Raw genomic sequence first — 17,339 nt, 5'->3', positions numbered from 1 at the left:
GACCCTGATGGTCATGATCCGTACGGTGTGCCGGTGCCCGGCTTCTTCGAGTCCGACCCGCAGCGGATGCCGTTGCACCGCCTGCTGTCGCGGGCGGGCCAGGCGGTGGGTCGCTGCTCCCGCCGCACGATCGCCGCGCACGGGCTGACGGTGACCGCGCTGGGCGTGCTCGGAGTGCTGGCGGACACGGAGGCTGTCTCCCATCGGGAGCTCTCCGGGCGCCTCGGCGTCGCTCCGGCCACGCTGACCCCGGTGGTGGACGCCCTGGAAGCCGCGGGTGAGCTGCTCCGCGAGCGCGACCGGGACGATCGACGGGTGGTGCGGCTGCGGATCACGCCGCAGGGCCGTGAACGCCTGGCTGCCGCCCACGACGACGTGGTGCGGAGACTGCGGGCCGCGTTGCCGGATCCGGCGCCGGAGGACGCCGAGATCGTCCGCCGGTACCTGCTGGCGGTGCTCGCGGCGACTGCCGATGCCGAGTCCGAGATCTTGTGAGGTTAGGGTTACCTCATGAGTTCTGGGTGGGTGGACCGGCCGTCGCGCCGGTCGTCGGGCAGGTGGACGTGCTGGGGCCTCGCCCTCGCGCTGGCGGCGGTGCTGGCCACGGGCTGCGCCGCGCAGCAGCCGGATGCGGGGAGCGGCACCGGCGACAAGGAGGTGGCCACCGGCGGCAGGCTCTTCTCCACGGCCGACGCGGAGACCGCGAAGCTGGGCGCCGACGTCGGGCCGGGCGTCTTCCCCCGCACGATCACCCACGCCCGCGGCACCGTCCGGCTGGAGGCGAAGCCCACGCGCGTGGTCGTGCTCGACAGCGGCGAGCTCGACGCCGTCCTGTCGCTCGGCATCACGCCGGTCGGGATGGCGAACCCCAACGGGCAGCCGCCGTCCTACCTCGCCGACAAGATCGCGGGCGTGACCAGGGTCGGGGACACCAACAACCTCGACCTCGAAGCCGTCGCGGCGCTGCACCCGGACCTGATCCTCGGCAGCAAGCTCCGCGTCGACCAGCTCTACGAGCCGTTGAGCGCCATCGCGCCCACCGTGCTCAGCATCCGGCCCGGATTCCCGTGGAAGGAGGACTTCCTGCTGGTCGCAGCCTCGCTGGGCGAGGAGGCCAAGGCCACCGAGGTCCTCAACGACTACCAGAAGCGGGCCGACGCGGTGAAGGCGTCGCTGTCGGGCGGCGCGCCCGCGATCTCGCTGGTGCGCTTCATGCCCGGCCGGATCCGGCTCTACGGGAACCTGTCGTTCATCGGCGTCATCCTCAAGGACGTGGGGCTGCCCCGCGCACCGGGCCAGGACTTCGACGAGCTGGCGCAGGAGGTCTCCACGGAGACCATCAACCGCGCCGACGGCGACTGGATCTTCTACTCGAGCTACGGGGCACCGGAGTCCACCGACCAGAACTCCGTGGTCAACGGGGGGCTCTGGAGCCGCCTCGGCGCGGTGCAGGCCGGCCACGTGCGCCCCGTCGACGACGAGGTCTGGTTCCTGGGCCTCGGGCCGATCGGCGCGATGATCGTTCTCGACGATCTCCAGAAGATCCTCGCCACTCCGTGACCGCGCCGCTTGGCCGGTAGCGTCCCGGCGGTGGCGCTGCGCGGGCTGCTGATGGACTACGCCGGAGTGCTCACCGACGGGCCGGAGCTGAGCGCGCTGGTGGAGCGGGCGCGGGCGGCGGGTGTGGCCACCGCTCTGGTGTCCGACGCCCACGAGGTGCCCGGCGAGTGCTCCGTGCTCTTCGACGCGGTGGTGCTCGGCCCGGCGCTCGGCGTGCGCAAGCCCGACCCGGAGGTCTTCCGCCGGGCCGCGGAACTTCTCGGGCTGCCGATCGGGCAGTGCGTGGTGGTGGACGACCAGATTCGCAACATCCGCGGCGCGCGGTCAGCGGGCGCGGTGGTGGTGCACCACCGCGACGCCGCCACCACGGCCGCCGAGATCGAGATCCTGCTCGATCTGCCTCCCGCCTGACGGCTACCGCTGCGGCGGTGTGCCGGGCGGCGCCTCGTCCGGGGCGTGGTCGCGGGTGGTGTCGCCTGCGCCCGTCCTCTGCTGGACCTGGTCGACGCCCTGGTCGATCTGGCTGTCGTGGCCCGCGACCCGGCCCTTGGCGGTCTCACCCGCCTTGTCGAGGCCCTGGTCGACCTTGTCGTCGTGCTTGTTCAGCAGATCCTTGGCCTTGTCCATGAAACCCATCACTGCACCCTCGTCCTGTCGCGGCGGTTCCGCTGACCGAGCTCACCCGTTCGGGCGAAGGCGGACGTGATGGGGGCGCAGTTCGTCCACGCTGGTGACGCCCATGAGCTGCAGGGTCCTGACGATCTCGCCGGCCAGGATGGTGACCGCCTTCTCCACCCCGAGGCGCCCGCCCGCCATGAGTCCGTAGAGGTAGGCGCGCCCGACGAGCGCGGCCCGCGCACCGAGCGCGATCGCCGCCAGCACGTCGGCGCCATGGGTGATGCCGGTGTCGACGAGCACCTCCGCACGGTCGCCGACGGCCTGGACGGTGGGCTCCACCAGCTCCAGCGGTACGGGGGCCCGGTCGAGCTGGCGGCCGCCGTGGTTGGACAGGAGCACAGCGTCGACCCCTGCGTCGACCACGCGGCGGGCGTCCTCGACGCTCTGGATCCCCTTGACCACGAGCTTTCCCTGCCAGGTGCTGCGCAGCCAGTCGACGTCGTCCATGGTCAGGGCGGGGTCGAAGATGCGGCCGATGAAGTCGGCGACGTTGCTGCCCTCGGAGGAGGACAGGTTGGCGAACACCAGTGGCTCGGTGGTGAGCAGGTTCAACCACCAGTGCGGGTGGCGCGCGCCGTCCACGAAGGTCTTCAGCGACAGGGCGGGCGGCACGGTGAGGCCGTTGCGCACGTCGCGGAGCCTGGCCCCGCCCACCGGAGTGTCGACGGTGAGGATCAGCGTGTCGTAGCCGGCCTCGGCGGCGCGCTGCACGAGGTCCTTCGCCGGTGCGCGGTCGCGCCACAGGTAGAGCTGGAACCACTTGCGGGCGTCCGGTGCGGCGGCCGCCATCTCCTCGATGGTGGTGGTGCCCATCGTCGACAGCGCGTAGGGGATGCCCACCTTCTGGGCCACCGCCGCCACCGCGTTCTCGCCCTCGTGGTGCATCATCCGCGTGAAGCCGGTGGGCGCGAAGGCGAACGGCAGGTTCGATCGCTTCCCCAGGATGTCGCGGCCGGTGTCGACGGTGGAGACGTCGCGCAGCACCGTGGGCGTGAACTCGACGCGGGCGTACGCCTGGTGGGCCCGGTGCAGCGACAGCTCACCGTCGGCGGCGCCGTCGGTGTAGTCGAACACGGCTCGCGGCGTGCGGCGCCGGGCGATCACCCGCAGGTCCTCGATGCTCGCGGCTCGCAGCAGCCTGCGCTCCGCGGCGTCACGCACGAACGGGGCCGGCCGCAGCAGCGGGCGGAGCTCGGAGGGGCGGGGAACCCTGCGCTGCACCATCAGGTGAGCGTAGATCCCCCTCGGGGACGGCGCTGCGTCTCAGCGAGCCCGGCGGGCGAGCTCGAACGCAGCGACGGCGCCCGCACTGGCCACCCCGAGCGACTCGACGCCACCGTGCATGGGGATCGCCAGCAGACCGTCGACGAGTGAGCGCACCGACTCCGACAGCCCGTCGGTCTCGTTGCCCAGCACGAGTGCGACGCGGGCCGGTAGCTCGGCGTCGAGCAGCGACGCGCCGCCCGCGTCGAGGCCGTAGAGGGTGAAGCCGGCGGCGGCCAGCTCGGCGCAGCCCTCCTCCACGGTGCCCGCCCGCAGCACGGGGGCCCGGAACGCGACGCCTGCCGATGCCTTCACGACCAACGGGTCGATCGCAGGCACCCCGCGGCGGGGGAGCAGGACCCCGTCGAGGCCTGCCGCGGTGGAGCTGCGCAGGATCATCCCGACGTTGGCGGGGTTGGTCAGCCGGTCGAGCACGAGCACCGACGCAGGCGCGCCGGGGGCGAGCGCAGCCACGAACTCGGCGACCGGCGCCATCCGGGGCGCGACGACGTCGGCCAGCACCCCCTGGTCGTGCCGCCCGTTGCCGGCGAGCACCTTCACCCGGTGCGCCGACGCCCACTGCACCGGCACGTCACGTTCGCGGGCGGCCGCGGTGATCGCGCGCACCGGCTCGCCCCGCAACCCGTCCGCCAGTATGACCTTGTCCACCTTCAGCCGGCCGTCCTGCAGTGCCTCCAGCACCGGCTTGCGCCCGTAGACGGTGATGAAGGTGTCCTTGGGTGAACGGGCTCCCGGCTCCGGGCCACCGCGCTCCCCACTCGCGCTCCGCACGGGTGTCAGCGTGCCACTTAGTATCTCGGGCATGCCGCCCCGGCTCTCCGCACTCGACGCCTCGTTCCTGTATCTGGAGCAGCCGACCACCCCCATGCACGTGGGCGGAGTGTCGATCTTCCGGAGGCCGCGGCCGCCCGGCCCGTCCGGCGGGTTCGACTACGACCGGCTCGTCCAGCTGATCGAGCAGCGGATCGCGCTGGTGCCGCGCTACCGGCAGAAGGTGCGCTACGTCCCCGGCAACCTCGCCCGGCCCGTGTGGGTGGACGACCCCGACTTCGACATCGCCTACCACGTGCGGCGTTCGGCGCTGCCCAAACCGGGCTCCGACGAGCAGCTCACCGAGCTCGTTGCCCGGCTGATGTCGCGCCCGCTCGACCACACGCGTCCGCTGTGGGAGATGTACCTGGTGGAAGGGCTGGCGCGGGGGCGCACGGCCGTCCTCACCAAGACCCACCAGGCCATGGTCGACGGGGTCAGCGCCTTCGACATCGGCCAGGTGATCCTCGACGTCGCGCCTCCCGGCACCGCGGAGTCCCCGCGTCCCCGCAACGGCCCCGCGCCGCGTGCGGTGCTGGAGGAGCTGTGGATGCCCCGGCCGGAGCCGACCGACACCCAGCTCATCCTCGGAGCCGTGGCCGAGGCGGTGGCCCGGCCCGGCGAGATCGCCGACAACGTGCGGGCGGCGGCAGGCGACGCGCTGGCCACCGTCGGCAAGATCGCCGGGACGGCGGGCAACCTGTTCTCGATGGCGCGGGTCGCGAGCCGTCGCGCCCCGGGCACGCCGCTCAACGTCGACATCTCCACGCAGCGGCGGTTCGCGGTGGCGCGCACCCGGCTGGACGCCTACCGGAAGGTGCGGGCCGCCCACGGGTGCACCGTCAACGACGTGGTGCTCAGCGTCGTCTCCGGTGCCCTGCGCAACTGGCTGCTCTCCCGCGGCGAACCGGTCACGTCGTCGTCGTCGTTGCGGGCGATGGTGCCGCTGTCCGTGCGTGGCGAGGCGGACGTCCCCAGCTCCGCCACGGCCGGGTCGCTCGGCAACCGCGTCTCCTCGTTCATCGTGGACCTGCCGGTCGGTGAGCCGAGTCCGGTGGTGCGGCTGCACCACGTCACGCACGCGATGCGCGAGCACACCTCGACCGGCCAGTCGGTGGGTGCGGACACCCTGGTCCGAATCGGTGGGTTCGCCCCGCCTACGCTGCACGCCCTGGGAGCGCGCGCCGCGAGCGGGTTCTCGAAGCGGATCTTCAACTTGGTGGTGACGAACGTGCCGGGACCACAGTTCCCGCTGTACGCCGCAGGTGCCCGAATGCTCGAGATGTTCCCGGTGGTGCCGCTGGCCAAGGGCCAGGCGCTCGCGATCGGGCTCACCTCCTACGACGGCGGCGTCTACTACGGCTTCAACGGCGACCGCGACGCGATGTCCGATCTCGACGTCCTCGCCGGAATGGTCGACGAGTCGCTCGACGAGCTCCTCTCCACGGTGGGTTCGTGATGCGCGTCTACGTGCCCGCCACCTGGCCGATGCTGCGCACGCTGGTGAAGAACGGCAGCGTCGACCCGATCGGCGGCACGGCGTTCGCGCTCACCCCCAAGCTGCGTGAGTCCTACACCAGCGGTGAGGAGGAGGAGCTCGAGTACGCCGCGCTCACCGAGGCCGCCAGAGCATCGCTGCGGCTCCTCTCGGTGGAGTTCGGGCTGGGCGAGGACTCCACTCCCGCTCGGCGCGTGGTCATCGCCGCCGACCTCGAGAACGTCACGCTGCGGCCCGACCTCGACGACGGAGCCGTCCGGATCGCCGGCGGGGTGCCGTTCGAGTCCATCGCCGCGGTGCACGTCGACACCGACGAGGCCGAGTACGCCGTGCGTCAGGGCGCCGGTGCCGTCGACGCTGCCGACATGGGCGACCTCGACGCGGAGTTCCTCGTCGGCGAGGCCGAGGACCACGAGCTGGCCTGGTACGACCCGTCCGAGGTGGCGTTCCTGGTGGAGCTGGGCTGACGGGTCAGCGGCGGTCGCGGCGGTCGCGGCGGCGCTGGGCGCGCCCCTCGTCGGAGCCCCCGAGCCCGCCGCGGTAGACCAGCGCACCCATCACCGGAATGAGCAGGAAGAAGTACCACTGCTTGGTGATGAGGAACAGCGCCACCGCTACGACCGGGGTGATCATGACGAGCCGGGGGCCCCAGCCGTCGAGGAAACCGCCCTTCACCGGCGCCACCTCACCCGCGGCCGGGGCGACGGGGAGAGGCGCGGTCAACGGGGGCTGGGCGGCCGTGCCCGGGAGCTGTGGGTGAGGCTCCGGCAGGTCGGTGAACAGCTCGGCGATCTCGGAGGCGACGACGGCGGCCGACGCCCTCGCCGTCCGGTCGGCGTACTCCTCCACACCGAGCCGGCCTTCCGACAGGTGCTCGTCAAGTGCCTTCATTGCCGCGGTGCGTTCAGCAGTGCCGATCCGCAGGGGCGAGGATTCTTCCCCGGACGTCATACGCAGAGAGTGCCAAACCCGTCAACGTAGGGCGACAAGGACCCGGCGCAGTGCGTCGAGCCGTCCGGGCGACAGCAGTCCCTTCTCCGCGAGGGCGTCCAGTGCGCACTCCGGATCGGCGGGGGGCCCGAAGTGTCCGCAGCCGCGCGGGCAGTCATCGATCGCTGCCGCGAGATCGTCGAACGCGGCCAGTACGTCGTCGGGGGTGACGTGGGCGAGTCCGAAGGACCGGACGCCCGGCGTGTCGACGACCCAGCCACCGCCGCGCTCCTCCGGCAGTGGGAGGGCGAGTGCTGCGACGGTGGTGTGGCGCCCCTTGCCGACGGCCGACACGATCCCGACGGCTCGCGCGGCGTCCGGGACGAGGGCGTTGACCAGCGTCGACTTGCCCACGCCCGAGTGCCCGACGAGCGCTGACACCTTGCCGGCGAGTACGCCGGCGAGCTCGGTCGGTTCCTGGTCGCGGCGGGTCACGAGCACGGTCAGGTCGAGCTCGCGGTACTGCGCGGCGAAGACCTCGGGGTCGCCGAGGTCGGCCTTGGTCAGGCAGAGCACCGGAGTGAGGCCGCCCGCGTAGGCGGCCACCAGGCAGCGGTCCACGAACCCGGTGCGCGGCTCCGGGTCCGCCACAGCGGTGACGATGACGAGCTGCTCCGCGTTGGCGACGATCACCCGTTCGAAGGGGTCGTCGTCGTCGGCGGTGCGGCGCAGCAGCGTGCGGCGTTCCTCGACCCGCACGATGCGGGCGATCGTGTCGGTCGCGCCCGACAGGTCGCCGACGAGCCCCACCCGGTCGCCCACGACGATCGGGGTGCGGCCGAGCTCGCGGGCCCGCATCGCGGTGACGGCAGGCCGGGTGCTGTCGGCCCCGGGGGCGCAGGTCCAGCGCCCGCGGTCGACGGTGGTGACCATCGCCTCGGCGGCGTCGGCGTGCTCGGGACGGGTCTTGGTGCGCGGCCGGGAGCCTCGCCTGCCGGGACGCACGCGGACGTCGGACTCGTCGTACTCGCGGCGGCTCACTCCGGCGTCACACCCGCCTCGTCCGGGGTCACCGGGCCGTCTCGAGGAGCGCGGCCCAGCGTGCCGGGAAGTCGGGGATGGTCTTGTCGGTGCAGCCGACGTCGTCCACCGAGACCGACGGCACGAGCAGCCCGATCAGCGCTCCGGCGGTGGCCATCCGGTGGTCGGCGTAGGCGCCCCAGAGCCGGTCGGCCGGGGCGGTGAGCGGCGCCGGCCGGATCTCGAGCCCGTCCGGGGTCTCGGTGACGTCGCCGCCGAGCGCGCCGATCTCGGTGGCGAGTGCCGCCAGCCGGTCGGTCTCGTGCCCCCGGATGTGGGCGACGCCGCGGATCCGGGAGGGACCCGTGGCGAGCGCCGCGACGGCCGCGACGGTCGGCGTCAGCTCGCTGGCGTCGTGCAGGTCGACGTCGACGCCGCTGAGGGCGTCCGGGCCGCGCACGGTCATCCCGTCCGGCCCCGGCTCGACGGTGCAGCCCGCCTGCGCGAGCACGGAGAGGATCTCCACACCCGGCTGCGTGGAGTCGGAGGGCCAGCCCAGCACGGTCACCTCGCCGCCGGTGACCGCGGCGGCGGCGAGGAACACCGCGGCGTTGGACAGGTCGGGCTCGGCCGTCCACTCCCGGGCGGCGATCCGGCCGGGGGAGACGCGCCAGGTGTTGGGCTCGCCGTGCGTAGCGCCAGCGAAGCGCGCATCGACGCTGACGTCGACGTCCACGCCTGCGGTGCGCAGCATGTCGACGGTCATCTCGATGTGCGGCAGCGACGGCACCGGTTTGCCGTCGTGGTGCACGGTGACGCCCTTGTCGTAGTGGGCGCCGGACAGCAGCAGACCGGACACGAACTGGGACGACGCCGACGCGTCGATCACCACGTCACCCCCGGGAACCGCACCGGTGCCGTGCAGGGTGAACGGCATCCGGTCCCCGTCCACTCGCGCACCCAGTGCGCGCAGCGCGTCGAGCACCGTGGCCATGGGGCGCTCCCTGGCGCGCGGGTCGCCGTCGAACCGGACCGGGCCGTCGGCCAGCGCTGCCGCGGGCGGCACGAAGCGCATGACGGTGCCGGCCAGCCCGCAGTCCACCACCCCGCCGCCGCGCAGGCCGTCGTGCGGGGCGAACGTGACCCGTTCGCCGTCCACCTCAACCGGGACGCCGAGCGCACGCATGGCGCCGACCATCAGCGCTGTGTCGCGGGTGGCAGGGGCCCCGGTCACGGAAGCCGCACCCCCCGAGAGCGCGGCGAGCAGCAGGGCGCGGTTGGTGACGGACTTCGACCCCGGCACGGACACCCGGCCGCGGACGGGGCCGGTGGCGAGCGGGGCAGGCCATGGGGTGGTCACCCCCGCAATGATTCCCCATGCGGGCCCGTGTGCCGGTCAGGAGGCCGCCGGAAGCAGGTGTCGACGCCGCCCGCGCCCGCCCCGACGGTGCCGTCCGGCTCCTGGAGCGCCTCGCGGACCTCGCGCGCTGATCGGTGGGACGATGGAGTCATGTGCGGCCGATACGCCTCCATCAAGGCTCCTGCCGACCTCGCCGACGAGTTCCGCGCGGTCGACGCCACCGACGGCGTGGCGACGCCGGACTACAACGTGGCGCCCACCAAGCAGATCATCACGGTGGTGGAGCGGCACCCCCGTGACGAGGACGGCACGCCCGACCCGGACACCACGGAGCGCACGCTCCGGATGGTGCGCTGGGGGCTCGTGCCGTCCTGGGCCAAGGACCCCAAGGCGGGTGCCCGCATGATCAACGCCCGGTCGGAGTCGGCGGCCACGAAGCCGGCGTTCCGCCGGGCCGTCAACGCACGGCGGTGCCTGATCCCGGCCGACGGCTGGTTCGAATGGCAGCGGGGCCCGGAGCACAAGCAGCCGTACTACACCCACTACGCCGACGGCAGCTCGCTCGCGATGGCCGGGCTGTGGGAGTACTGGAAGCCGAAGGACGACCCCGACAACGAGTACCCGAACGGGCTGGTCACGGCGGCAGTGCTCACCACCGAGGCCGTCGGGCCGCTGGCGCAGGTGCACGACCGGATGCCGTTGGTGCTCCCGCGGTCGGCGTGGGACGCCTGGCTCGACCCGGACGCCGGTGCCGACGCCGACGCGGTGGCGGCTCTGTTGGCCCCGCCGTCGCCCGACCTGGTGGCGGAGCTCGAACTGCGACCGGTGTCGCCGCGGGTCAACAGCGTGCGCAACAACGGGCCCGAGCTGCTCGAACCGCTCCGCACCGAGGACGTCCGCGAGCCGCTGCAGCTGGACCTCTTGGCCGGACCGAACCCGAAGTGACCACCGAGGTCGCGACGCCGCACGGGCCGGCCCGGCTCACCCGCCACGACGCCGACGGCGAGGCGCGGGCCGTGCTGCTGCTCGGGCACGGCGCGGGCGGCGGGGTGGGCGCGCCGGACCTGCTCGCCACGGCAGGCACCGCCGTCGCGGCCGGAGTGCACGTCGTGCTGGTCGAGCAGCCGTACCGGGTGGCCGGGCGCCGCGCTCCCGCTCCCGCCGCCCAGCTCGACGCGGCCTGGCTCGCGGTGGTCGAGCACGTCCGGGCCGAGCTGGGGCTGCCGCTGCTGTTCGGCGGACGCAGCTCCGGGGCCCGGGTGGCGTGCCGGACCGCCACGGAAGGCGGGGCCATCGGCGTGCTGTGCCTGGCGTTCCCGGTGCACCCCCCGGGCAAGCCCGAGAAGGACCGGCTGGCCGAGCTGGCCGCACCGACGGTCCCGGTGCTCGTGGTGCAGGGCCTGACCGACCCGTTCGGCCGTCCCGAGCCCGCTCCCGGGCGGGAGGTGGTGCTGCTGCGCGGCGACCACAGCCTCAAGAGCGACACGCCTGGCCTGCGCGCCGCGGTGGCGGACTGGCTGACCAGGCACGTCGGCGCCCTCACCCCGGCCCCGTAGCGGTCTCAGGGGACGGCGGCGATCGGGGCGAACCGGGCTCCGGTCAGCCGCACGAGATCGGCGGGTGAGAGCTCCACCTCGAGCCCGCGCCGGCCTGCGCTGCAGAACATCGTGTCCAGGTGCTCGGCGGAGGCGTCCACCACCGCGGGCAGGCGCTTGCGCTGTCCCAGCGGGGAGATGCCGCCCGCCACGTAGCCCGTGGCCCGCTCGGCGAGGGTGACGTCGGCCATTTTCGCCCGCTTGCCCCCGACGGCGGCGGCCAGCGCTTTGAGGTCGAGCATCGCCAGCACCGGGACGATGCCGACGGTGAGGGCCCCGTCCACGTCGGCGACCAGTGTCTTGAACACCCTCGACGGGTCCAGCCCCAGCAGCTCGGCGGCCTCCGGGCCGTAGGCCTGGCCACTCCCGTGCGTGTAGCTGTGCAGCCGGTGCTCCACCCTCTGCTGGGCGAGCAGTGCGGTCGCCTGCGTTCCCTTCCCGGCCATTCCGGAACGATATCCAGCGGGGAATCACCCGCTGGAGACGGACGTTGTCAAGAGGGTGAAACAGGCAGTGATGGATGCGCCACGCCCGGCGATTCGGCTGCGTCCGGCCCACGAGGCGGCGCGCGGCGGCGTAAGCTCGTCCCGTCAACAGGCCGGGTCGAAGATGGCCGGCCCAGAGGTCGCAGCTCGTGCGACCCGACGGGAGAGGAGCAGGGTGCCGGGCACCGAACAGGCGGCTGAAGCGGCTATCACCGCAGACCACGAGGTCGAGGTCGAGCAGGAGCTGGAGGAGTCGACCGAGGAGCGGGCTGCCCGCTTCGAGCGCGACGCCATGCCCCTGATCGACCAGCTATACGGTGCTGCCCTGCGGATGACGCGCAACCCGGCCGACGCCGAGGACCTCGTCCAGGAGACGTACCTCAAGGCCTACTCCGCGTTCCGGACGTTCCGCGCCGGCACCAACCTCAAGGCCTGGCTCTACCGGATCCTCACCAACACCTACATCAACGGCTACCGCAAGCGGCAGCGCCAGCCGATGCAGTCGGCCACCGATGAGATCAGCGACTGGCAGATCGCGCAGGCCGGTGAGCACACCTCCCAGGGCCTGCCCTCGGCCGAGATGGAAGCGCTCGACCGGCTTCCCGACACCGACGTGAAGGTCGCTCTCCAGCAGCTGCCCGACGATTTCCGGATGGCGGTGTACCTCGCCGACGTCGAGGGCTTCGCCTACAAGGAGATCGCGGAGATCATGGGCACCCCGATCGGCACCGTGATGTCGAGGTTGCACCGGGGTCGGCGCCAGCTCCGTGACATGCTCACCGACACCGCCCGCGACCGCGGGTTCCTGCGTGGAGAGCAGGAGGTCTCCTCATGAGCTGCGGGAACCATCACGACACCGACTGCTCGGAAGTACTCGCCGAGGTGTGGCTGTTCCTCGACCACGAGTGCGACCAGTCGCGCCGGGCCCTGCTGGCCCAGCACCTGGACGAGTGCGGCCCGTGTCTCGCCGAGTACGGCATCGACGACAAGCTGAAGAAGCTGCTTGCCAGCAAGTGCGGCGGTGAACACGCCCCCGACGAGCTGAAGAACCGGCTGCGCCGGCAGATCCGGGTGGCGGTCCTCGAACAGGCCGACGTCACCGTGGAGTCTGGCCCCGACGGCACCACCACCACGGTCGAGGTGCGGAGCACCCGTATCGAGCAGCGCGGCTGAGCACGCGCGCCGTACAACCGACGGTCGAACGACGGAGCGCCGGGGCCATCGGCCCCGGCGCTCTCGTACAGCACGATCAGATGCTGCAGAATCAGGTGTTGGGCCGCTTGCCGTGGCTGGCCGCGCTCTTCTTGCGGTCGCGGCGCTTGCGTGCGCGCTTGGACATGGTTCCCTCCCCTGCTCCTGGGTTCTCCGCGATCGGACGTCGTCCCGTCGGTGCCCCGATTCTCCCACGTGCTTGACTGGAGCCGAGTTCGTGGGGCGAGGCGCCCCGGCCGGGAGGGGTAGTCGAGTGTCCACGCTCAGCGAGCTGCTCGCCGAACACACCGAGCTGGCCGGCGATGCCGTCGACCACCTGCAGCGGGTCGTGGCCGAGTGGCAGCTGCTCGCCGACATGTCGTTCGCCGACTTCCTGTTGTGGGTTCCCCTCACGCCGCCCGACCGGCAGGCCGGCCCGCAGGAGTTCCTCTGCGTGGCTCAGGCCCGCCCCACCACGGCGCCGACCGCGCACCCCGAGGACGTGGTCGCCGCGCGCGTCCGCTCCGCGGACAACCCGCAGCTGCGCCGGGCCGTCGTCGAGGGCCGCATCTGCCGGGAGGAGAACCCGCGCTGGCACCTGGAGGTGCCGGTGCGCCGCGAGACGATCCCCGTCCGCCACGGCCGGTCGGTGGTCGCGGTGCTGTCCCGCGACACGAACCTCGCGATGCCGCGGGTGCCGAGCCCGCTGGAGATCGCCTACCTGGGCAGCGCATCCGACCTGTGCCAGATGGTGGCCGACGGGACGTTCCCGCCGCGTGCCGCCATGGCGGGCGCCGACACCAGCCCCCGCGCAGGTGACGGGCTGATCCGGCTCGACGCGCACGGCCTGGTCGCCTACGCGAGCCCCAACGCGCTGTCGGCCTACCACCGCATGGGACACGCCAGCGATCTGGTCGGCCTCTCGCTCACCCAGGCCACCCGGGAGCTCGTGCACGACCCGTTCGACGCCGCCGAGGTGGCGGCGCGGATCGGGGCGGCGCTCGACGGGCGGCACTCACTGCGGATGGAGGTGCGCGCCCGCGGCGCCGTCATGCTCGTGCGCGCGCTGCCGCTGCGCCCGCGCGGTGACGCTGCGGGCGCACTGGTGCTGGTCCGCGACGTCACCGACCTGCGGCGCCGCGACATGGCGCTGCTCAGCAAGGACGCGACCATCCGGGAGATCCATCACCGGGTGAAGAACAACCTCCAGACCGTGGCCGCGCTGCTGCGCCTGCAGGCCCGCCGCACGGCGATCCCGGAGGCCCGCCGGGCGCTCGCGGAAAGTGTTCGGCGTGTCAACTCCATCGCGCTGGTGCACGAGTCGCTCTCGGTCTCCGTGGCCGAGCGGGTGGACCTCGACGAGCTGGTCGACAAGGTGCTGCCCGCCATCGGGGACGGCGCCACGGCCGAGTTCCGCGCCAAGGTGCGACGGGAGGGCAGTTTCGGCACGCTGCCCGCCGCCCTGGCCACGCCGCTCGTGCTCGTGCTCACCGAACTCGTGCACAACGCGCTGGCGCACGCCTTCGAGCCCGGACACGCCGGGGAGGTGGTGGTGTCCGCCCAACGGTCGGCCGGTGCGCTCGACGTGGTGGTCGCGGACGACGGGCGGGGCATCCCTCCCGAGTTCGACCCGGAGTCGTCGAAAGGGCTGGGACTGCAGATCGTGCGGACGTTGCTTGACTCAGAACTCGACTCCGCGCTGCAGGTTCGACCCCGTCCTGGCGGGGGAACCGAGGCCGTCATCAGGCTCTCGTTGCGGGGACGTTAGCCTTCAGCTGTGGTCGAGGAGTCCGGAAGCGCGGTCGCAGCCCGGTCCGTCGATCTCCTCCGGAGCTGCTCCAGCGTGCGCCCGGTGAAACGACCGCGGGCCCGAAGCCGGGTGCAGTCCGGCCTCGGGCCCGCGGCGGGGGAGGTTGATGTTGCTGTGTATCAGGCGGTGCGTGCGCGCGTGCGCGCGTTGCGGCGCTTCAGGGCCCGCCGCTCGTCTTCGCTCATGCCGCCCCAGACGCCTGCGTCCTGGCCGCTCTCAAGTGCCCAGGTGAGGCACTCGGTGACCACGGGGCAGCGCCGGCAGACGGTCTTGGCCTCGGCGATCTGCAGCAACGCAGGCCCGCTCGTCCCCACGGGGAAGAACAGTTCGGGGTCCTCGTCGCGGCAGATAGCGCGGTGACGCCAATCCATGGTCTCTCGGCTCCTTGTACTAGCGCGATCGGGGTCGCGCCGATCGTCTGTCACGGTGTTTCCGCGCTTGTGAATCGTTTCACGAGCGCGCTCGGTGTTCAAGGTCCGAGGTCCACCCAGGTGAGCACTCTCACCCACTCATAGCAACGATCTCCGCCACGATCGGTTACCAACTGCGTACCGCGATCGTGACTCGTCACCATGAGCGATCGACCTCGTCCCGCCCACCGGAGTCGGGTTACCCCGCCTCCGAAGGACCATGCGAGAGGATCCTCGCGATCACTCGCTTGTCCGAGACCCACCTTGGGGCAACGTTTGCCCAGGTGCGAGCCCTTATCGGCTCGACGGTCCACAAACATCGGTGAGTGGACGCGAAGCCTCACCCTCGTGAGTGAAAGGACCCGCCCAGCTGCGACGAGCTGCGCGTCTCACACGATGACCCGTAGCGCCGCGAACACGGTACGAAATCACCCTTTGGTACTTCGGGGGATGATCCGAACGGCCCAGAGCAGCTTGGCGTTCCTTCCAACCAGGGCTGTTCAACGCGCCCCTGACCTCGGGAATTCCCGCCCGTGCCCGGGACGGGCGCACTGCCCGCTCGCCGGCGGGCCTATTCTCGGCCCTGTGAGGGCGCAGCGACCGGCGGCGGGACCGCCGAGGCAGGTCCGGCTGGCCGGGGTGCTGGTCGGGCTGCAGGGGCTGCTGGCCATCGGCTTCGCGGTGGCGCTGGGCGTGCGGTCGTTCGAGCCCGGGGTCGCCGCCGGCAGCGTGGTCGGCGAGGCCGGCTACTTCGTCGTCATCGGCGCTGCACTGCTCGCCGTGGGCGTCGGGCTCTTCACCGGGCGCCGCTGGGCGCGGACGCCCGCGATCGTCACCCAGTTGCTCCTGCTCCCGGCGGTCTACTCGCTGATCGGACCGTCGCGGCAGCTCGTGCTGGGACTGGTGGCTCTCGTCTACGTCGGGTCCACGTTCATGCTGCTCATCAGCGAGCGGTCGCGGGAGTGGTCGATGGGCATGGACGCCCCGGACGCCCCGGACGTTCGGAGCTAGGCGCTAGGAGCCGCTCAGGGCGCTGCGCGTGCCCTCGTCGGCCAAGGCGTCGAGCGCGTCGCCGTCGAGGCGGAACGTGGTCCACTCGTCCATCGGCACGGCCCCGATCCCGCGGTAGAAGGCGATCGACGGCTCGTTCCAGTCCAGCACCGACCACTCCAGCCTGGCGTAGCCCCGCTCGGCGCAGACGCCGGCCAGCGTCGCCAGCAGGGCCCGGCCGAGCCCGTGTCCGCGATGGGTGGGGCGCACGTAGAGGTCCTCGAGGTAGACGCCGTGGACGCCGCGCCACGTCGAGAAGTTGAGGAACCAGAGTGCGACGCCGACGACCTCGGCAGTCCCGTCCGGTCCGGCGACCTCGGCCACGTGCCCGAACAGCGCCGGCGCCGGGCCGAACAGCGCGGTGGCCAGCTGCGGCTCGGTCAGCGTGCAGGACTGCGGTTCGCGTTCGTACTCGGCGAGCGCGTGCACCAGCGCCACGACGGCGGGGATGTCCTCGGGGCGCACGCCACGGATGCGATCGGTCAGCACACGGGAAGACCCTAATCGACCACGGCCGGACCGCTCGGCGCTGCGGTGGCGAGGACGCCGTCGATCCGGGCCGGTGGGCTCAGCCCAGCGCCCGGAGGTTGACGTGCTCCAACTGCGGGACGCCCCGCTCGTCGCCCAGCACGGCGAAGGACGGCGCCGACATCGCGAACCGGACGCCCTCGGTGACGGGAAGCCCGATCCAGCGGCTGACGAGTACGCGGCTGAAGTGCCCGTGCCCGACGAGCACCACGTCCCCGCGGTCCAGTGCGGCCCGGGCGTCGGTGAGCACGCCGTCGGCCCGCTGCCTGACCTCTTCGGCCGTCTCACCGCCGGGGCAGGGGGCGGTCCAGACCGTCCAGCCGGGGACGGTCTCCCGGATCTCCTCCGTGGTCAGGCCCTCGTAGTCGCCGTAGTTCCACTCGGACAGCCGCTCGTCGACGCCGTCGACGTGCAGCCCGGCGAGCTCGGCGGTGTCGCGGGCGCGGCTGCGGGGGCTGGAGAGCACGAGGGCGGGCGGCTCGGCGCCGCGTAGCCGCAGCAGCAGATCGCCTGCCGCCTTGGCGAGGCTGCGCCCGCGTTCGGTGAGCGGGACGTCGGTCCGGCCGGTGTGCTTCCCCGACAGCGACCACTCCGTCTCGCCATGGCGCAGCAGGAACACCCGGCTGGAGGTCACGGCAGCGACAGTAGTGCGCGATCGGTCGCGGCGCGGGGTCTACGGGCCGACGGCCGGCTGGGAGGCGGCGGCCACGAACTTGTTCGCCCACTAGAAGGGTGGCGGCTCGTCGGTGGCTGTGGCCTTCTTCTGGGTGCGGGGTTCGGTGAGTGGTGGTGGGTCGACGCGGTAGGTGTGGCCGCTGGGTGTGGTCCAGAGGATCGATCCGTCGGGGTACTGGCTGACGCTCCAGCCCGGCATGGCTTTGAGTCGGTGGTGGGGCCGGCACTTCGGGCCGAGGTTGGCTGCCGATGTCGGGCCTTGGTCGGTGGTGGGGTCGAAGGGCATGTTGTGGTCGAGGTCGCAGCGGTCGGCGGGGACGCGGCAGCCGGGGGCTTGGCAGTACTGGTGGCGCGCGGTGTCGTGGTCGGTGAGGTGGGGTGGGGGTCGGTAGCGGGTGGTGCCGTAGTCGAGCAGGGCGCCGGTGAGGGGGTCGGTGACCAGGCGGCGCCAGGTG

The 17,339-nt window shown here is 72.5% G+C and carries 23 protein-coding genes; 11 read left to right on the top strand and 12 right to left on the bottom strand.

What is annotated here, in order from left to right:
• Positions 1-33 precede the first annotated feature (33 nt).
• The 3 genes from AC5L35_RS14870 to AC5L35_RS14860 are packed head-to-tail and all read left to right on the top strand — an operon-like array spanning position 34 to position 1,971.
• Positions 34-495, top strand: a complete 462-nt coding sequence (locus AC5L35_RS14870) for a MarR family winged helix-turn-helix transcriptional regulator (RefSeq protein WP_495060203.1) — start codon at positions 34-36, stop codon at positions 493-495.
• Between the two features lie 15 nt (positions 496-510).
• Positions 511-1,560, top strand: a complete 1,050-nt coding sequence (locus AC5L35_RS14865) for an ABC transporter substrate-binding protein (protein ID WP_495060202.1) — start codon at positions 511-513, stop codon at positions 1,558-1,560.
• A 30-nt stretch (positions 1,561-1,590) separates the two neighbouring features.
• The gene (locus tag AC5L35_RS14860) at positions 1,591-1,971 is read left to right on the top strand and encodes an HAD-IA family hydrolase (protein WP_495060201.1); all 381 of its coding nucleotides are present in this window, start codon (positions 1,591-1,593) and stop codon (positions 1,969-1,971) included.
• A gap of 3 nt (positions 1,972-1,974) precedes the next feature.
• Here AC5L35_RS14860 and AC5L35_RS14855 read toward each other — a convergent pair whose 3' ends face one another.
• From AC5L35_RS14855 to AC5L35_RS14845, 3 genes are read right to left on the bottom strand one after another with little or no spacing between them, the layout of a single operon-like run.
• Positions 1,975-2,196, bottom strand: a complete 222-nt coding sequence (locus tag AC5L35_RS14855; protein WP_495060200.1) for an antitoxin — start codon at positions 2,194-2,196, stop codon at positions 1,975-1,977.
• 42 nt (positions 2,197-2,238) lie between these two features.
• Positions 2,239-3,462: an alpha-hydroxy acid oxidase gene (locus AC5L35_RS14850; RefSeq protein WP_495060199.1), complete on the bottom strand. Its 1,224-nt coding sequence runs from the start codon at positions 3,460-3,462 to the stop codon at positions 2,239-2,241.
• 39 nt (positions 3,463-3,501) lie between these two features.
• Positions 3,502-4,293, bottom strand: a complete 792-nt coding sequence (locus AC5L35_RS14845; protein ID WP_495060198.1) for a TrmH family RNA methyltransferase — start codon at positions 4,291-4,293, stop codon at positions 3,502-3,504.
• A gap of 31 nt (positions 4,294-4,324) precedes the next feature.
• On the opposite strand from AC5L35_RS14845, the gene AC5L35_RS14840 reads away from it, so the two are divergent.
• Together AC5L35_RS14840 and AC5L35_RS14835 are read left to right on the top strand one after the other, a co-directional pair.
• On the top strand, positions 4,325-5,791 hold the full coding sequence (locus tag AC5L35_RS14840; RefSeq protein ID WP_495060197.1) for a WS/DGAT/MGAT family O-acyltransferase: 1,467 nt from the start codon (positions 4,325-4,327) through the stop codon (positions 5,789-5,791).
• Positions 5,791-6,297, top strand: coding sequence for a DUF6912 family protein (locus tag AC5L35_RS14835; protein ID WP_495060394.1), 507 nt, complete (start codon positions 5,791-5,793; stop codon positions 6,295-6,297). Before AC5L35_RS14840 ends, AC5L35_RS14835 begins: the two co-directional genes overlap by 1 nt.
• Before the next feature lie 4 nt (positions 6,298-6,301).
• On the opposite strand, the gene AC5L35_RS14830 is transcribed toward AC5L35_RS14835, so the two are convergent.
• From AC5L35_RS14830 to aroA, 3 genes are read right to left on the bottom strand one after another with little or no spacing between them, the layout of a single operon-like run.
• The gene (locus AC5L35_RS14830) at positions 6,302-6,781 is read right to left on the bottom strand and encodes a DUF1707 SHOCT-like domain-containing protein (protein ID WP_495060196.1); all 480 of its coding nucleotides are present in this window, start codon (positions 6,779-6,781) and stop codon (positions 6,302-6,304) included.
• A gap of 21 nt (positions 6,782-6,802) precedes the next feature.
• Positions 6,803-7,801 carry a ribosome small subunit-dependent GTPase A gene (rsgA, locus tag AC5L35_RS14825; protein WP_495060195.1) on the bottom strand — a complete coding sequence of 333 codons (999 nt, stop codon included), beginning with the start codon at positions 7,799-7,801 and terminating at the stop codon, positions 6,803-6,805.
• A 28-nt stretch (positions 7,802-7,829) separates the two neighbouring features.
• On the bottom strand, positions 7,830-9,140 hold the full coding sequence (gene aroA, locus AC5L35_RS14820) for a 3-phosphoshikimate 1-carboxyvinyltransferase (RefSeq protein WP_495060194.1): 1,311 nt from the start codon (positions 9,138-9,140) through the stop codon (positions 7,830-7,832).
• 150 nt (positions 9,141-9,290) lie between these two features.
• Here aroA and AC5L35_RS14815 point away from each other — a divergent pair, with 150 nt between their 5' ends.
• Positions 9,291-10,085, top strand: a complete 795-nt coding sequence (locus AC5L35_RS14815) for an SOS response-associated peptidase (RefSeq protein ID WP_495060193.1) — start codon at positions 9,291-9,293, stop codon at positions 10,083-10,085.
• Positions 10,082-10,696 carry an alpha/beta hydrolase family protein gene (locus AC5L35_RS14810; RefSeq protein ID WP_495060192.1) on the top strand — a complete coding sequence of 205 codons (615 nt, stop codon included), beginning with the start codon at positions 10,082-10,084 and terminating at the stop codon, positions 10,694-10,696. Before AC5L35_RS14815 ends, AC5L35_RS14810 begins: the two co-directional genes overlap by 4 nt.
• A 5-nt stretch (positions 10,697-10,701) precedes the next feature.
• Here the strand turns inward: AC5L35_RS14810 and ybaK are convergent, their stop codons facing one another.
• On the bottom strand, positions 10,702-11,181 hold the full coding sequence (ybaK, locus tag AC5L35_RS14805; protein ID WP_495060191.1) for a Cys-tRNA(Pro) deacylase: 480 nt from the start codon (positions 11,179-11,181) through the stop codon (positions 10,702-10,704).
• Positions 11,182-11,428: 247 nt separating this feature from the next.
• Here ybaK and AC5L35_RS14800 point away from each other — a divergent pair, with 247 nt between their 5' ends.
• On the top strand, positions 11,429-12,055 hold the full coding sequence (locus AC5L35_RS14800) for a sigma-70 family RNA polymerase sigma factor (protein ID WP_495060393.1): 627 nt from the start codon (positions 11,429-11,431) through the stop codon (positions 12,053-12,055).
• On the top strand, positions 12,052-12,393 hold the full coding sequence (gene rsrA / locus AC5L35_RS14795) for a mycothiol system anti-sigma-R factor (RefSeq protein WP_495060190.1): 342 nt from the start codon (positions 12,052-12,054) through the stop codon (positions 12,391-12,393). Before AC5L35_RS14800 ends, rsrA begins: the two co-directional genes overlap by 4 nt.
• A gap of 91 nt (positions 12,394-12,484) precedes the next feature.
• Here the strand turns inward: rsrA and AC5L35_RS14790 are convergent, their stop codons facing one another.
• The gene (locus AC5L35_RS14790) at positions 12,485-12,559 is read right to left on the bottom strand and encodes a 50S ribosomal protein bL37 (protein ID WP_379659185.1); all 75 of its coding nucleotides are present in this window, start codon (positions 12,557-12,559) and stop codon (positions 12,485-12,487) included.
• Positions 12,560-12,685: 126 nt separating this feature from the next.
• Between AC5L35_RS14790 and AC5L35_RS14785 the strand changes: the two genes are divergently transcribed.
• Positions 12,686-14,179 carry a sensor histidine kinase gene (locus AC5L35_RS14785; RefSeq protein WP_495060189.1) on the top strand — a complete coding sequence of 498 codons (1,494 nt, stop codon included), beginning with the start codon at positions 12,686-12,688 and terminating at the stop codon, positions 14,177-14,179.
• A gap of 161 nt (positions 14,180-14,340) precedes the next feature.
• Here the strand turns inward: AC5L35_RS14785 and AC5L35_RS14780 are convergent, their stop codons facing one another.
• Positions 14,341-14,592 carry a WhiB family transcriptional regulator gene (locus AC5L35_RS14780; RefSeq protein ID WP_075950692.1) on the bottom strand — a complete coding sequence of 84 codons (252 nt, stop codon included), beginning with the start codon at positions 14,590-14,592 and terminating at the stop codon, positions 14,341-14,343.
• Between the two features lie 624 nt (positions 14,593-15,216).
• Between AC5L35_RS14780 and AC5L35_RS14775 the strand changes: the two genes are divergently transcribed.
• Positions 15,217-15,642 (top strand): hypothetical protein, encoded by a 426-nt coding sequence (locus AC5L35_RS14775; protein ID WP_495060188.1) that lies wholly within the window; start codon positions 15,217-15,219, stop codon positions 15,640-15,642.
• A 3-nt stretch (positions 15,643-15,645) separates the two neighbouring features.
• Here AC5L35_RS14775 and AC5L35_RS14770 read toward each other — a convergent pair whose 3' ends face one another.
• The 3 genes from AC5L35_RS14770 to AC5L35_RS14760 form a co-directional block, all read right to left on the bottom strand.
• Entirely contained in the window at positions 15,646-16,170 is a 525-nt protein-coding gene (locus AC5L35_RS14770) for a GNAT family N-acetyltransferase (protein ID WP_495060187.1), read from the bottom strand.
• A gap of 79 nt (positions 16,171-16,249) precedes the next feature.
• Complete coding sequence (locus AC5L35_RS14765) at positions 16,250-16,843, bottom strand: acid phosphatase (protein WP_495060186.1); 594 nt, start codon at positions 16,841-16,843, stop codon at positions 16,250-16,252.
• A 90-nt stretch (positions 16,844-16,933) separates the two neighbouring features.
• Positions 16,934-17,083, bottom strand: coding sequence for a hypothetical protein (locus tag AC5L35_RS14760; protein ID WP_495060185.1), 150 nt, complete (start codon positions 17,081-17,083; stop codon positions 16,934-16,936).
• Positions 17,084-17,339 lie beyond the last annotated feature (256 nt).

The sequence above is a fragment of the Pseudonocardia sp. OZ21 genome (genome assembly GCF_059359135.1).
This window is presented reverse-complemented; position numbering and strand designations above follow the sequence as displayed.